14 protein-coding genes are annotated in these 15,317 nt (G+C 67.7%); 7 read left to right on the forward strand and 7 right to left on the reverse strand.

Annotated features, from left to right (window positions below; genetic code table 11):
• Positions 1-1,095: 1,095 nt before the first annotated feature.
• From OHT01_RS16850 to OHT01_RS16860, 3 genes are all read left to right on the forward strand, one after another.
• Positions 1,096-1,980: a helix-turn-helix domain-containing protein gene (locus OHT01_RS16850; RefSeq protein WP_328553962.1), complete on the forward strand. Its 885-nt coding sequence runs from the start codon at positions 1,096-1,098 to the stop codon at positions 1,978-1,980.
• 81 nt (positions 1,981-2,061) lie between these two features.
• Positions 2,062-2,310 carry a type II toxin-antitoxin system VapB family antitoxin gene (locus OHT01_RS16855; RefSeq protein WP_328553963.1) on the forward strand — a complete coding sequence of 83 codons (249 nt, stop codon included), beginning with the start codon at positions 2,062-2,064 and terminating at the stop codon, positions 2,308-2,310.
• A 2-nt stretch (positions 2,311-2,312) separates the two neighbouring features.
• Positions 2,313-2,729 carry a PIN domain-containing protein gene (locus OHT01_RS16860; protein ID WP_328553964.1) on the forward strand — a complete coding sequence of 139 codons (417 nt, stop codon included), beginning with the start codon at positions 2,313-2,315 and terminating at the stop codon, positions 2,727-2,729.
• 167 nt (positions 2,730-2,896) lie between these two features.
• Here OHT01_RS16860 and OHT01_RS16865 read toward each other — a convergent pair whose 3' ends face one another.
• The 6 genes from OHT01_RS16865 to OHT01_RS16890 all read right to left on the reverse strand — a co-directional run bounded on the left by OHT01_RS16865 (position 2,897) and on the right by OHT01_RS16890 (position 10,301).
• A complete protein-coding gene (locus OHT01_RS16865) occupies positions 2,897-3,367 on the reverse strand; it encodes a hypothetical protein (protein WP_328553965.1) in 471 nt (156 codons plus the stop codon).
• A gap of 123 nt (positions 3,368-3,490) precedes the next feature.
• Complete coding sequence (locus tag OHT01_RS16870; RefSeq protein ID WP_328553966.1) at positions 3,491-3,916, reverse strand: hypothetical protein; 426 nt, start codon at positions 3,914-3,916, stop codon at positions 3,491-3,493.
• A gap of 10 nt (positions 3,917-3,926) precedes the next feature.
• The gene (locus OHT01_RS16875; RefSeq protein WP_328553967.1) at positions 3,927-8,528 is read right to left on the reverse strand and encodes a DUF6531 domain-containing protein; all 4,602 of its coding nucleotides are present in this window, start codon (positions 8,526-8,528) and stop codon (positions 3,927-3,929) included.
• Positions 8,529-8,743: 215 nt separating this feature from the next.
• Entirely contained in the window at positions 8,744-9,220 is a 477-nt protein-coding gene (locus OHT01_RS16880; RefSeq protein WP_328553968.1) for an SUKH-3 domain-containing protein, read from the reverse strand.
• Positions 9,184-9,456: a DUF397 domain-containing protein gene (locus OHT01_RS16885; RefSeq protein ID WP_328553969.1), complete on the reverse strand. Its 273-nt coding sequence runs from the start codon at positions 9,454-9,456 to the stop codon at positions 9,184-9,186. Before OHT01_RS16885 ends, OHT01_RS16880 begins: the two co-directional genes overlap by 37 nt.
• Positions 9,453-10,301 carry a helix-turn-helix domain-containing protein gene (locus OHT01_RS16890; protein ID WP_328553970.1) on the reverse strand — a complete coding sequence of 283 codons (849 nt, stop codon included), beginning with the start codon at positions 10,299-10,301 and terminating at the stop codon, positions 9,453-9,455. Before OHT01_RS16890 ends, OHT01_RS16885 begins: the two co-directional genes overlap by 4 nt.
• 139 nt (positions 10,302-10,440) lie before the next feature.
• Here OHT01_RS16890 and OHT01_RS16895 point away from each other — a divergent pair, with 139 nt between their 5' ends.
• The 4 genes from OHT01_RS16895 (at position 10,441) to OHT01_RS16910 (ending at position 13,984) form a co-directional block, all read left to right on the forward strand.
• A complete protein-coding gene (locus OHT01_RS16895) occupies positions 10,441-10,896 on the forward strand; it encodes an ATP-binding protein (RefSeq protein ID WP_328553971.1) in 456 nt (151 codons plus the stop codon).
• Between the two features lie 301 nt (positions 10,897-11,197).
• Entirely contained in the window at positions 11,198-12,220 is a 1,023-nt protein-coding gene (locus tag OHT01_RS16900) for a helix-turn-helix domain-containing protein (protein WP_328553972.1), read from the forward strand.
• A gap of 49 nt (positions 12,221-12,269) precedes the next feature.
• Positions 12,270-12,863, forward strand: coding sequence for a Uma2 family endonuclease (locus OHT01_RS16905; protein WP_328553973.1), 594 nt, complete (start codon positions 12,270-12,272; stop codon positions 12,861-12,863).
• 95 nt (positions 12,864-12,958) lie between these two features.
• Positions 12,959-13,984 carry a hypothetical protein gene (locus OHT01_RS16910; protein ID WP_328553974.1) on the forward strand — a complete coding sequence of 342 codons (1,026 nt, stop codon included), beginning with the start codon at positions 12,959-12,961 and terminating at the stop codon, positions 13,982-13,984.
• A gap of 126 nt (positions 13,985-14,110) precedes the next feature.
• Here the strand turns inward: OHT01_RS16910 and tuf are convergent, their stop codons facing one another.
• Positions 14,111-15,304 carry an elongation factor Tu gene (tuf, locus tag OHT01_RS16915; protein WP_261705315.1) on the reverse strand — a complete coding sequence of 398 codons (1,194 nt, stop codon included), beginning with the start codon at positions 15,302-15,304 and terminating at the stop codon, positions 14,111-14,113.
• Positions 15,305-15,317: the final 13 nt, after the last annotated feature.

Here is a 15,317-nt window from a genome sequence, read left to right on the forward strand (position 1 = left end):
TTGTCTCGGTTAAAACGCTCTGGTACCCGGGGGTTCGCGTCCTGGCCTCCGACCCACGCGGTCGGGTGTGTCGCGCTCCTGGCGACAGGGATATCCGTCACGGATTTCCCTGCGAGGGACGCGGCTCCGCCCGAAAGCAACCGCAGGACCGGGGGTGAGAACACCCACCGGGTGCCTGGTCTGCACCCCGCTGACACTTCCCGGAAGATTCCCGTACGTCCGCCCCAGCGCTGCCTCACGACAGATTGGGCGACGAGTACTGTGGGACTCGCTTCCAGTCCTCCCGACGGGAGGCGCGCAGCATCGGCACTCGACCGAGCAACCCCGCTAGTCTGCCATACCGGACGGGGGGCTGGCCAATCGAGCCGGAGATCGTACCCCTAAGGTGACGAAGGTCAAACCCCGGCACGACCTGGATCCCGGGACCGGTCCCGCCTGGGCCCCGCACCCGCCCCGAGCCTTTACGGGTGCCGGAGGAACGAGTGCGTGGGGACCCCGCCGCACGAGGTCACCGAGACCGCTGAACATCTCGTCGCCGAACCGGCAGCGCACACCGCCACCCACGGCCGGCTCCCGGCGGGGACTTCCGACTCGCCCTCCACGTCACCGCCGGCGTCCTGCGGATCGAGGTGGCGGGCACGCGCGGTGACGACCTCCCGTGCCCCCCAACTCCCGTCCACCGAGGCTGCATCGGGGCATGGACTCCTCCTGGTCGAGGCTCTCGCCGACCGCTGGGGCGTCGAACGCGGTCCCGTCCCTCGTAAAACCGTCCGGGCCGAACCGGGACTTCAGAAACCGGAGCATGACGAACCGTGCTCCGGTGCGACCAGCGGTCTTTTCCAAGAACGACGGGGAGAAAGAACCCCCACCAAGCCCCACCCCTCCCGCCCGTCGCGGCGGGCCTGTCGCGCCCGTCGCGCACATCACTCCCCCGAGTGAATATGCCCAACTCGACTGGATTTGGGAGGGGTTGCCTGCCCTACGCTCGGCGCGACACAGCACAACCGCAGACCTGCGGCAGAAAAGGCGACGGCCCCCGCCGGGAGTAGCAATCCCTGCGAGGGCCTGACCACCGAGGAAGAGGAAAGCTTCCCGATGGACACCGAAAACCCTAGCGCGCCTCCGCGCGCCCAGTCCCGTATCCCGGGCAAGAACCACCCTCACAGGCGCGCTCATTCCGGCGTCGTGCACGACAACGCCCGCCACACCGCCCGCTTCACGGTGATCGGCAACCACCTCGCACAGCACCCGGAACTCTCCGGACTCGCGATCGGACTCGGCGTCCACATCCAGTCCCTCCCCGCGGGCGCCCCCGTCGACATCAAGACCCTGGCCGCCCGCTTCCCCGAGGGCGCGACCCGTATCGCCGCCGCGCTGCGAGAGCTCGAAGCCCACGGCTACCTGCGCCGCGTCCGCGAGCGCGTCCCAGGCGGCCGGATCGTCACCCGCACGGTCTCCTGCAACCAGCCCGGCCACCGGGCGACGACCCCCGACACCGCCAGGAAACCCGCACGACGGCCCGCCCCGGACGACCGCCCGGCCGCCAAGAAACTCCCGCCGGTCCCCGAGCCCACACACTCCACCCCAGCCCTCCTCCGGACAGCCACCGACCTTCTCGCCGGTCTCCGCCGCGAGGACCCCCGTCTCCTCCTCTCGGCCACCGACGCCGACCGCCTCGCCCCCGGCGTCGCCGCCTGGCTCGAACGCGACCTCACCCCCACCGCCGTACGCGATGCCCTGACCACGGACCTCCCGCGGGGCCCCCTGCGCCGCCCGGCAGCCCTTCTCGCCCACCGCCTCGCAGCCCAGTTGCCGCCACCGCCCCCGTTCCGCGCCCCCGTGTCGCCGCCGCCCGTCCGGCACCCGCTCCGGAACTGCGACGGCTGCGACCGCTCGTTCCGAGGTCCGGAAGGAGCGATCAGGTGCGGCGACTGCCGCCGGGCTTCCGCACGCCCTCCGGCACCTTCGGATTCGAGGTAGCGATGTATGGAGGCGATGTATGGAGGCGATGTATGGAGCATTGGGTACCTTTGTATGAAGCACATCTCAGGGAGGTGTTCCATGTCCGCCACCCAGATCGACATCGACGACGACGCCCTCGCGGAAGCGATGAAGCTGTCCAACGCCAAGACCAAGAAGGAAATGGTCAACCTGGCGCTGCGGGAGTACGCCGAGCGCCGACGGCGCACCGAAGCCCGGCTGCGCCACCTGGAGAGGGCCCAGCAGTGGGACGAGGACGGGTTCTGGGCACGGCACTCGGCGGAAAAGGGCCCCTTGAACGGCGGCCACGCGGACAAGGACACCGCCTGACCGTGATCCGCTACCTTGCCGACTCGACCGCCGTGTGGCGGCTTCAGCGTGATCGCAAGCTCAACGATCTCTGGGCACACGAGATCGACGAGGGAGCCATCGGATCGTGCGCCGCACAGCGGACGGAGTTCCTGCAGTCGGCCCGGAACCTCGACGAGTTCGACCACATGACGGAGATGTTCGCCGACCTGCACCCGGACGTCACGGTCCCGAAGAACGCCTGGCGTTGGATCGAGGCCGCCCAGTACCGGCTCGCGCAACGAGGGCAGCACCAGAGCCTGTCCACCGTCGACTGGCTGGTCTGCGCCACGGCCGCTCACCACGGCGTCACCGTCCTGCACGACGACCAGGACTTCCGAGCCGCCGCCCGCGTCCTCACGGACATGGTGGAACGAAGCGTGTTCGCACCGGCGGGATGACCGCCGGGACAGCATCCGGGCCCTCGCCCGACGAACGCGTTCGCCACATCCGCCGCGAACACGGGCGTGAACACGCTCACGGCGGCGTGGCCTTCGCGGTAAGGCCTCTGCCGGCCGGCAGTTGGCGCCCGGCCCGACAACCGACGTCCAGCTGACGTCTCTTCCCCTCAACGCCGTCGGCGCAGGGCCTTCCGTGCGTCACTGATCGCGTACGAGCACTCCAGCCGCCAGGTCTCCAGCTTGTCCAGCACCTTGGACACGACCTTCCACCACTTGAGCCACAGCGGCAGATCCCGGAACGGCACGTAGTCGAGGGTGTCGGCGACGGCGTTCACGGCGATGCTCATGCGACCGGGGCCTTCCGCCCGCAGCGCCGCGTACAGCTCCGGCGTCAACGCGCCGTTGAGCCGGGCGGCGACACCGGCCGCGGTGAACGCGAACCCGCGCTGAGCCCGGTCAGGCAACCCCGTCGCCCTGATGATCCGAGGCGACGCCTCCTCCAGCGAACAATTGAAGGCCAGCCCGATCACCGCGGTCCCGAGATGCCCCTCACCTCGCTCGAACGCGGCGTCCACCTCAGCGGGGTCGTCGATACCTATCAGACCCTCGCCGGATTCCCAATCATGGCCGGACGTCATACCGATCCTTCACAACTCCCCCTGAAACCGGCACCCGCAGTAATCCTCCGAGCCGCCGATGAATCAATCCCACGGATCACGCACTGGCCTGCGCTTCCACCACTCTGCGAGTTCCGCCTCGGGTCAATGAAAGACGTCGTCCCCGAAGGGCTGGGCGTGTGTGCCCCATTCGAAGCTGTAGCTGTCGCTCCCGGCATGGGGGACAGCACGCAGACCAAGGTCGGGGAGGTTGAATTCGCTCCGAACCCAGCCGTCCATCGCCAGTGCAGCCACTTCCGAACGGAAGTGAGCCAGAGGAAAAGTGAGCGAGCTGACCCGCACGATCAACCCATCAGGGTAACGTGCCGCCAACTCGTATGAATGGACCGCCAATCCGAAGGACAGCCAGGCCGAATCGCGCCAGTTGATCCTGCTCGGCGGCACCATCCACACGTTGCGGTTGACCTGGAGGCAAAAGTCTCCCTCACCGATGTGGGGGCCGTACTCCGCTGCCACTTCAGCGGCCAGACCGCCGGACGGGCTCGCGAGGCGGTATTTGAACGTGCTCATCACTCTCACCCTAGAACTTCAATAGATGGAACACAGATTTGCTGAAGATGTTCTCTGCCTGCCCCATCCCGGTGGGGGCCCGCACATAGTCGTAGTCATGTGGAGCTCCATCTCCCCAGAGTCTGCTGTGCTTGTTCGCGAATTCAGTCGCGGCATCCTCGCCGATTTCGTGCAGGTCTATCTTCTTGAGGTTGGCGAAGTCACCCGCGCTGATCCTGAACGGCATGACCTCCACTTCGGCTCCACGTGATCGAAGCCGCTCAGCGTAGCGGTCGGCGTCTGCGCGCAACTCCCACGAGTAGACACCTTCCCCGTAGTGGCCCCGGTTCTCTGCGGCGGGCCACGGGGTGCCGTCCCCTCGTAGGCGAACTGCGTTCTCGGCATCCTGAACGCTGTAGAACTCGTGGTAATCGGGAGCCAGTCCCAGGCTGTCGGACCGAGTGTGCGGCGTGCTCACGTACGTGACCGGGTTGGGCGCCGGTTCGAGACCGAGTGGATCCGGCGACAGGTACCGTGCCGTTTCGGGGTCGTAGTGCCGGAAGTAGTTGTAGTGCAGGCCGGTTTCCACGTCGAAGTACTGACCCGGAAAGCGCAGCGGGGTATACGCCGTGCAGTCGGCCGACCAGGCCGTCCGTCCCCACAGGGTGCTTCGTGTCCGCCACGCGACCTCGCCCTCCTCGTCGACAAGCTCGCTCGGCGTACCGACGAGATCCGTGACGATGGCGAAGAAGCGCGAATCGATCTCCTTCTGCGGGACCTCCGCGGCACGGATACGTTCCGTCTGTGCAATCGGGTGAAGACCCTGGTGGTCCCAAGTGAGAGTGACCGAGTTCGGCAGCCCCTCACCGGCGGTGGTCTGCTCGCAGAGGGTGGTGCCGTCCCAGGTGAAGTCGGTTCGCTCGACAACCGTTTCACCGTCATCGGCCATGCGGAGTTTGGTCGTGCGGCGACCCATCGGGTCGTAGGTATAGCGCCACAACGTGCCGTCCGGGGTAAGGACGGACGTCAGGCGGTCTTCAGCGTCCCAGGTGTAGCGCCAGGTGTCCGGCTTGCGGGACAGTCGGGGTTTCTGGCGCAGCGTGATACGCCCCAGCCGGTCGTGCTCGTAACGAACCTGCCCCGCCCGTGTGACCTGCGTACCGGAGTATTCACGCGATCCTGTCGCCTCGTGGCTGGGGTGGGTGGCGGGCCATGCTGCATCTGTTTGATTGCCGACCTCGTCGTAGGCGTACGACTCCGTCCAGTTCTTCGCGTGCACCGAGGTCACCCGGCCTGTCACGTCCAGGTCGAAACTGCGGGGGCCGGCCAGCTGGTCGTCGATGCCGAGGAGATGACCGTCCTCGCGGTAGCCGTACGTCCGACGTTGCACCGACCGGCCGTCCGCCGCCGTGACGGACTGCGCCGTGAGCCGGCCCATGACGTCGAAGGAATGCAGAAGAGTGGCGAAGCCGCCGGTTCGACGCGTCAGTTCACGCCCCACCGCGTCATAGCCGAACTCAACGGTGCGGCCCGAGGTGATCAAGTCGGTGCGCCGCCCAGCAGCGTCGTACGCCCAGCTGCTAACGGCTCCCGTAGGCGTTTTCCGTCCGATGCGGCGGCCGAGGTCGTCGTACGAGTAGGTGAGGGTGCGGGCACCCACGGTCTCGGACTTCAGCCGACCGAGGTCGTCGCGGAGGAGCGTCACGGCTATGTCGGGGCCCGCGGCCCGGGCCAGTTGCCCGGTCTGGTCATAGACGAAGGTCGTCACGTGACCGTTCACGTCCTTGCGGGTGATCTGACCGAGGGAATTCCGCTCGTACTCGATCGTCTGACCGAGAGCATTCGTGCGCGAGCGGAGCTGGCCTGCCGCGTCGTGGCGGTAGGTCAACGTCCGGTCGTCGAAGTCCGTCTCGGATATCAGGCGGCCCGCAGGGTCGTAGGTGTAGCTCCATTTCAGGCCTTGCGGATTGATGACCTGAGCGAGGCGCAGTTCGGTGTCGTACTCGAATGCGTGGCGTACCCCGTCCGGACCGATGCGCGCGGACAGCAGGTCGAAATGGGTGTATTCGTAGCGAGAGACGGCACCTGCCGCGTCGGTGTAAGTGGTGCGGTTGCCCTCACCGTCGTAGGTCCAGGACTCCTGCGTTCCGTCAGCGCCGACGCGATGTGCGAGATACCCCTCGGTCGTCCACTTCAGACGGGTGGTGGCTCCCATACCGTCCATGACCTCAGCGGGTCTCCCAAAGGCGTCTCGTTCACAACGAGTCACCGCACCGAGTGGATCGGTGACCGTGAGAGGGAGTCCGAGCGCGTTGCAGGTGACCGTCGTGACGTTGCCCAACGGATCTGTGACCGAGGCGAGATTCCCGGCGTCGCTGTACGTGTAGCGAGTTCTGAGGCCGTGCCGATCGGTGACCGACAGGCGGTTGCCCCGTTCGTCGTACCCGTGACGGCGGACTTCGCCGTCGGGGCTCACCACCTCGACCGGAAGCGCGAGTTCGTTGTACATGACCCGGGCCTTGCCGCCGTCCGGGCGAGTGATCTCGGTGGGTTGGCCGTTCGCGTTGCGCGCTACATACGTGGTGCGACCGAGTTCATCGGTGTGCGACACCACGTGATGGCGGGCGTCGTACGTGGTGCGGACCATGCCGTCCAGGGCATCGATCTCGGCGACGACTTGGCATTCGGCATTGACCACGAATCGCGAGTCGTTGCCTTTGGCGTCGGTGAGGGTGGTGATGTGGCAGTCGGGCCAGGCGGGGTCGGTTCCGTCGTAGTCGAGGGTGACAGTGAGGTGGCCGCCCTCACCGCCCTCCGCGACGCACCGGTCTTGGTCGTCGTAGCTGTAGGAGTAGCTCCGCTGGTTGCTGTCTGTCCATGAGGTCACGCGGAGGCGCTCGTCGCACGTGAAGTTGAGCGAGTACCCGGTTGCGTTGGTGACGGTGGTCAGGGCTCCGTCTGTATAGCCGTACGTCCTGATGACCATGTCGGAGCCGTCCTCGGCAGCACCCGCCAGGCTGAGAGCAGTGAGGCGCCCGGCATCCGTCGCGAACTTGAGGTGATAGCCACCGGAGTGGCGAATGGCGAGCGGGGTGCCCTGCTCGTTGTAGTCGAAGTTGATCGTGTTGTGGTTGCGGTCGACGATGCGTGCAAGCAGGGCGATGCCGTCGGCACGGCGGGTGAAGTGGCGAGCTTCGCCGGTCAACGGGTCATCGATGCGGTAGCCGCCGTCCTCCAGGAGAGTCAGCGGTCGGCAGGGGCCGGTCTCGGGCAGGACGGAGCTGTTCACGTCCACGGGGTGGGAGTAGACCAGCAACAGGCCGTCCTCGGTGACGAAGACGACGCCGTCCTGATCGATTTCAAGGCGTTGGTCGATGGTGGAGGCCCACGTGGGACCGAACCACCAGCCGCAGCGATAGTCGGAGGCGACCCGGCGGGTGAAGGCCAAGGGGAGCGCGCCGGGCAGAGTGACGTCGTTCTGGGGCAGGAACATCGTGCCGGTGGCCATGTCCACTGGGTCACTGCCCTTGGAGCGCACCACGTTCTTGAGCCGGTTGTAGGCGCCCTTCGCACCGTCCGCGAGCATGCCGCGGGCGTTCTTGCCCAGGCCGCGCACAGCGAGCCCCATGCCTTTGAGGCCGAACTTCAGCCCCTTCATCGCGGCAAGGCCGCCCTTCAGGCCCTTGGCCAGCCCGCCGAGGGTGGTGATCCCCTTCATCATGGGTATGCAGTCCAGCGCCGCGAAGCCCACATCCCATAGGGACGCCTGGCCCTTCGCGTATTTGTTCAGCGTGTCGGCGAGAACGACGAGGGCGGCGACCAGCACGATCGCGCCGAGGATCGGCCCTCCGATGATCATCGCGATGATCCCGACCACGGCGACGACGACCTTGCAGACCGCGACGATGGTGTCCCAGTTGTCGGAGAACCAGTCCCCGACCTCTTCCCACCACTTCCGGTTGTGAATACCGGCGTCCGACGCCTCGTCGATCTTCGACTTCGCGTCCCGCGCCGCCTCCTCCCGCATCTTGCGGGCGTCCGCGGCCATCTTCTTCGCCGCGTCCAGCGCACTGTTCGCGTTCGTCACATCCGACTGAGCCGAGGTCTGCGCCGACTTCGCGTGCTGGGCGTCCCGGGTCGCGGCCCGCACCTTCGCCTCGTCCGGCTTCTCGGTGTCCTTGCTGCCGGTCGGATCGTCCTTGTACTTGTCCGCTTCCTTGCCGGCCTTCGTCACCCACGAATCGGCCGACGACAGACGGGACTTGGCGGAGGTCAGGTCGGACTGGGCCTCGCGGCCCTTGGCGAGGGCCTTGTCCGCCAGCGTCTGGGCGCGCTCCAGTTTCGGCCAGTAGTCGGCGAGCGCGTCCCCCGCCATCTCGTACGACTTCTTCAGCTTCCTGAGCTGCTTCGGCACAGCCGAGAACTCGTCCTGGAACGCCTTCGCCGACTTCCCCGCCCACTGCAGGACGGTGTCCTCGGCCGCCATCCCCTTGATCAGACGCAACGCGTCCGAGACGTCGTCCGCGAAGTCGTGCAGGTTCTTGGCCAGGTGGCGCACCCGGTCCGGGTCCCCGGGAGTGGGGTCCTTGTCCAGGTCCAGGACATGCCAATCCGTCGGCCGATTCCCCGCCACGCCGCAACCCCCGTCACGTTCGCCTCAGTAACTCTCGTACGCATCAGCGAATTTACCCGAGGACGAGGACAGGGCGTGGATCAAGACCTCACCGGGCCGGGCAACCAAATCAGCTGCCCCGTACACCACTTCAGCGTGCAGCCGACCCGCGCTGTGCGCGGTCGCAGCCGAGCCGCATCGTCCACGGAGGGCAACCGGACCTCTGGAGCCCTTGTCTAACGGATCCCCTCGACGAGCTTCTCCAGCGCCCGGTCCGCGGTTTCCGCCAGCAGCGTGACGGTGTCCATGCCGATGTAGACCGCACCGTTCGGGGCGACGCCCAGGTAGCTGTTGCGGCGGTCGGACTCCCCGATGGGGTAGAGATCGACGCCGGCCTCTTCGCTGAGCACGTCGAAGACTTCGGCGTCCCACTCGGCCACGGTCGGGTCGAACCTGAACCCCATCCGGGCCATGGTTCTTCCAGGTCCTCGCTCGTCGCTCTCCAGCCCACCGAACTCGGCGAGAAACCTCCGAGCACCCTCGTGCATCTCGAAGCCCCCGCGCTCGCCGAGACTGCGGCCCCACGCGTCGGTGGGCACCGAGCGGCCCGGAAACCAGCCAGCCCTCCGCAAAACGCGATCCGTCTCCGCAGACCACCGCGAGCTGATCTCCGGACTCACGCCTGCGTGGCGTACGGGAGGAAGGCTGCCCATGCGGTGGGAGCGAAGGTGAGGTGCGGGCCCTGGGGGTTCTTGGAGTCGCGGAGGTGGATCGTGGTGGGGGTGGGGGCTATCTCGACGCAGTCGTTTCCGTTGCTGCTGTCGCTGTAGCTGCTCTTGAACCACTCCAACGCGACTTCGACGCAGTCACCAGCCTCGCTGCTGCTGCTGTAGCTGCTCTTGAACCACTCCAGCTCGGAAGCTGCCTCGACCGAGGTCCCGTGGGTCATGTCTCTCCCAACATTTGCTCGATGAAGGCCAGCGACTCCCTCGGGGTGAGAGCTTGGGCCCGGATCATGCCATACCGCAGTTCGAGGATCCGCAGGTCTTTCGGGTCCGAGACAGGGCGGCCGTTGAACGCGCCGTCGGAACGCCCGACTGCCGTACCGTCGCCGAACTTCAGTACCTCGATCAGCCCCTGCATCCCGGCATGATCCTCTCGGTCGGTCGGCATGACTTGAAGGGAGACACTCCTCAACTCGCCTACTTCCAGAAGGTGTTCGAGCTGTCGGCGCAGCTTCATCTTCCCTCCGATCGGGCGTCGAAGCGTCACCTCTTCCTGAATGAAGCTGAACGCTGGGGCAGGCGACCGCTCGTAGATCACCTTCCGGCTCATGCGCGCGACGGTCTCACGTTCCACCACTTCCGGCGGGTACGTGGGCTGGCGCGTCTCGAACAGCGCCTGCGCATACTCCGCCGTCTGCAACAACCCATGGATGTTGTGGTTGCTGTACAGCAGCAGCTCGACCGCCCGCTCCTCCAGCATCTTCAGCTCGCGCACCTTCTTCGGGTAGCGGGCCTTCTCCATGTCCTCCTTGAACGCCTTGAGACGGCCGCCGGCGTTCAGGACCTCGTCCGCCCGGTCCAGGAAGTCCGCCCGCGGAATCCGCGCCCCGCGCTCCACCTTGCGGACCAGGTCCTCCCCGTACCCGATCGCCCGCCCGAACTCGACCACCCGCAACCCTGCGGCCTCGCGCCAGAGCCTGACCTGGCGGCCGGTCGACTCCACCACCGCAGCGATCTCGTCCTCGGGGCTGACGTCCCACCCTGGCTCGTCCGCGCTCTCGCCGTTCATGCCCACCCACCTCCAACGCCCACCGTTCCCGTACGGCACTCGGGACAGCCGGGACAGAGCAGGACAGCGACCGGACAATCCCTGTACGCACAGGCGTCATCGCAGCTCACGGTAGCCAGAGTTCGCCACGCTGAGTGACATGAACCGAGAAACCGGCCACTCCGGCGAACAACTCGTCGAGCCCGTCCGGAACTTCAGTGTGCTGCTGTCCCCCACGCCACGCGGCGCCCGTCTGGCCCGGCTGCTCGCCGTCGAGCAACTCCGTTCTTGGGAGCTCCCATTGAGCCCGGCCGATCAGATCGTCGCCGAGCTCGCGGCCAACGCGGCGACCCACGGGCACGTGCCGGGGCGGGACTTCCGGCTGACCCTGTACGTCGTCGGCGACACCCTCCGTGTCGAGGTGACCGACACGCGGGGCGACCGGCTTCCCCGGGCCCGCGCGACAGACCCCGGCGCCGAACGCGGCCGTGGTCTGCTCCTCGTGGCGGCCCTCGCCGGACGATGGGGCGCGACGCCCGGACCCGCCCCTCGCAAGACCGTCTGGGCCGAACTCGCCCTCCCCGCCGCCGGATCGCGGATCCCAACGTCCCGGTGATCGGCGTCCCGGCCCCGCGCGACATCAAAAGCTTGTAAATCCGGGGGAAGAAAAACCCTCCCAACCCAACCTGTCCACCTGCGGATAGCGCATCACTCGCAAAGGTGAGGATTGCTGACTGAGCTGGATTTTGCGCCCGTCGAGGGGCATATGCTCGCCGCGACAGCGTACGAGTGCCCCAGGGCATCACGGCGTCACTCCAGCGCGCTGTCACCACAGCAATCGCAGACATGCGACGGCCCCCGGCCGGGACTGGCATCCCGATCGAGGGCCTGACCAACGAGGAAGAAAGAGCTTCCCGATGGGTTCCCAAAACCTTAGCGCGCCCTCGTGCGCCCAGCACCGCGTTCCACGGGGTGTCACCCACGTCAACGTCCGCCATTCCGCCCGTTTCACAGTGGTCGGCAACCACCTCGCCCAGCACCGCGAGCTGACCCTCACGGCGATCGGGCTCGCCCTGCACATCCAGTCGCTGGCCGAGGGCGCCCGCGTGGACATCAAGTCGCTCGCCGCGCGTCTGCCCGAGGGAGAGGTGCGGATCGCGGCGGCCCTGCGGGAGTTGGAGGCGCACGGCTACCTTTCCCGCAGGCGGGAGCGGCTACCGAGCGGGCGGATCGTCACGTACACGGTGTCGTACAACCAGCCCCGCGGGCTCGTCGAGCCGGCGGTGCGGTCGCCTGCGTCCGGCCCCGTGCACGTGCCCGAACTCCCGCCCGGCCCCGGACCGGTTCATGAGTCGGCCCCCGTCCAGGCTCCCTCTCCCGGCCCGGAGCCAGGACCAGCGCCCGCGCCGAACTCCGCCACCGTGAGCCCCGTCCCGCAGGCGCCCCCATCCGAGGCCGCGCCCACACCCCAATCCACGCCAGGACGGGCACCGGCACCGGCACCGGCACCGGCACCGGCACGTCGTCTCCCCACCCCCGACACCGACAACCCGGACCGGGACCGCGCGGCCACCGCCCTCCTCGCGGGCCTGCACCGCGAGGACCCGCGCCTGCTGCTCGCGGAACGCGATGTGCACCGTCTCGCCCCAGCCGTAGTCGCCTGGCTGGAACGCGGCGCCGCCCCCGAGGCCGTACGCCTCACCCTGACGGGCGGGCTCCCCCGCGAACGCCTGCACCACCCGGCGTCCCTCCTGGCCCACCGACTCACCAAACTGCTCCCACCGCGCCTGCCCGCCATCGCCCCACCTAGCGCGCGATCACACCCACAGCGCTCGCAGCCGCAGCCGCTCCAGAACTGCGACGGCTGCGACCGCGCCTTCCGCGCCCCGGACCCCGGCCGCTGCCGCGACTGCCGATCCGTTCCCCTGGAGGCCGCCTAGCATGAAGGTGACGATCCTTGCCCCCGGGCACAGACGAGGAGCGAGCGCCATGACCATCGCCCCGGACGACGCGCAGCAGGGCGCCTCCCACCTGTACCGGACCATGAGGGGCTTCGTTCAGTCCATGGATGACACCCTCCCCGGCAAATTCGAGATCACCAGGGAAGGGATCGTCCACGACATGATGTCGCCGGGAGGGCCGCACGAGGTCACGGCAGCGCATATCAGCCGTCGGCTGGAGAAGGTCATGCCGGACGAGCTACTGGCCCACAACGGCACCCCGGACGTGGAGAACGAACCCGAAGGCATCATGCGCCACCCCGACGTCATGGTGATCGCCTGGACCGATCTGGACACCGAGGCCTCGATCGATCCACGCGCCGTTATCGCCGCCGTCGAGGTCGTCTCCCGTTCCAACCCGGACAACGACTGGGTCGGCAAGATGCGTGACTACCCGCTGATCGGCATCCCCGTCTACGCCGTCTTCGACCCCCGCACCGGCACGGGCGCCGTCCTCGGCGACATCCACGCCACTCCCGAGGGCCCGCGTTACGCGACCCGCAAGGACTTCGTCTACGGCGAGGACGTCACCATCGCCGAGTGGACCATCTCGACCCGGAACCTGCCGCGCTACAGGAGCTAGCCCGGCCGACGAACGGCACGCCCCCGGCCTGGCGGCCGTACCTCCGGGAAGCCCCCTTCGGCAGGTGGGCGACCTCTCCCCCGTAACCTCACCCCATGGCCCGCACCACTCCACCCCGCCCCCTCGAAGTCGCCGTCCTCTTCCCCGAGTTGGTGCCGCTGGCCCGTACCGCGGTCCGACTGCATCCTCGTCCTGGCGCGCCCGCCGTCGCCGACAGTTCGATCGGTGGCCCCCTGCTGTGGCCCGCCGACGAGCCCTGGCCCACGTGCCCGGATCACGCCGGACCCCGGCACCGCGGTGTCGCCCCCGACGACGTACTGCTGAGCCGGCGTATCCTCGCCGAGGCCTGGGCCCGGCCGCGGGCCGAGGGCACCGACCTGCTCACCCCCGACGAGCAGGTGATCGTCGACCGTGGTTCCGACTCCGGCTCCACGCGCATCGCGCAGGACGGCCCGGTCCCACTGGTCCCCGTGGTCCAGCTCTACGCCGCCGACGTCCCGGAACTGCCCCGTCCCGCCGGTACCGACCTGCTCCAGCTCCTGTGGTGTCCCTACAACCACGCCCCGGACTACCTCCCCGCGGTCCAACTGCTCTGGCGGGCCTCCGCCGATGTCACCGAGCCCCTCGCCGTCGTCCCTCGACCGTCGGTCATCGGCCGCGCCGACTACCTCCCCGCGCCCTGCGTCCTGCACCCGGAGGCGGTCACGGAGTACCCGGCCCCGCACGAACTGCCGGAGGACCTGGCCGAACGGATCGAGGAGTGGGAGGTGGGACAGAACCCGCAGGAGCGGGAGGACATCGACGTCGTGGACTACCAGTACGACCTCAGCCTCGCCCCCGGCTGCAAACTCGGGGGCCACGCGCCCTGGAGCTTCAGCGATCCGTTCCCGATGGCCTGTTCCGAGTGCGGCGCGGACGTACGCCCGCTGCTCACGATCGACGGCGCCGAATGGGACGGCGGCGCCGGGAGCTGGCGCCCGGTCGAGGACGCCGGCTACGACGGTCTGCACTTCCTCGGGCCGGCCTGTGCCACCCAGTTGACCATCGGACGCGGCTACGACCTGCAGATCTACGGGTGCACGGCGTCGTACGACCACCCCCATCTGCAGAACATGCAGTGACGGCCCCCGCCGCGCGCCCCATCGGCGCCGGCGAGTGACGGGCACGACGAAAGGGCCCGTACGACCGAAGTCGTACGGGCCCTCTCTGGAGCTCTGGAAGGAGCTACCAGGTCATGCGGTCAACAATTACTTGTTGATCTTGATGACCTGGCCGGCGCCCACGGTCCGGCCACCCTCACGGATGGCGAACTTCAGGCCCTCTTCCATGGCGACGGGCTGGATGAGCGTAACGGTCATCTCAGTGTTGTCGCCCGGCATGACCATCTCCGTGCCCTCGGGGAGGGTCACAACACCGGTCACGTCAGTCGTACGGAAGTAGAACTGCGGACGGTAGTTGTTGAAGAACGGCGTGTGGCGGCCACCCTCGTCCTTGGACAGGATGTAGGCCTGGGCCTCGAACTCGGTGTGCGGCGTGACCGAACCGGGCTTGATGATGACCTGGCCGCGCTCGACGTCCTCGCGCTTGATGCCACGGAGGAGCAGACCGACGTTCTCACCGGCCTGGCCCTCGTCGAGCAGCTTGCGGAACATCTCGATGCCGGTGACCGTGGTGGTGGTCTTGTCCTGCTTGATGCCGATGATGTCAACGGTCTCGTTGACCTTCAGGACACCACGCTCGATACGGCCGGTGACGACCGTACCGCGACCGGTGATCGTGAAGACGTCCTCGACGGGCATGAGGAACGGCTTCTCGGTGTCACGCGGCGGGGTCGGGATCGCCTCGTCGACGGCGGCCATGAGGTCCAGAACGGTCTGGCCCCACTCCTTGTCGCCCTCGAGCGCCTTGAGCGCCGAGACCTTGACGACCGGAAGGTCGTCGCCCGGGAACTCGTACTCGGAGAGGAGCTCACGGACCTCGAGCTCGACGAGCTCCAGGATCTCCTCGTCGTCCACCATGTCGGCCTTGTTCAGGGCGACGACGATGTACGGAACGCCGACCTGGCGGGCCAGGAGCACGTGCTCCTTGGTCTGCGGCATCGGGCCGTCGGTCGCGGCGACGACGAGGATGGCGCCGTCCATCTGCGCCGCACCCGTGATCATGTTCTTGATGTAGTCCGCGTGACCGGGGCAGTCGACGTGGGCGTAGTGACGGCCCTCCGTCTGGTACTCGACGTGCGCGATCGAGATCGTGATACCGCGCTGGCGCTCTTCGGGAGCCTTGTCGATCTGGTCGAAGGCCGAGGCCTCGTTCAGGTCCGGGTACGCGTCGTGCAGCACCTTGGTAATGGCGGCCGTGAGGGTCGTCTTACCGTGGTCGATGTGACCGATGGTGCCGATGTTGACGTGCGGCTTAGTCCGCTCGAACTTTGCCTTCGCCACTGGGGTCCTCCTG

The sequence above is a fragment of the Streptomyces sp. NBC_00358 genome (genome assembly GCF_036099295.1).
In the GTDB taxonomy this organism is placed as follows: Bacteria; Actinomycetota; Actinomycetes; order Streptomycetales; family Streptomycetaceae; genus Streptomyces.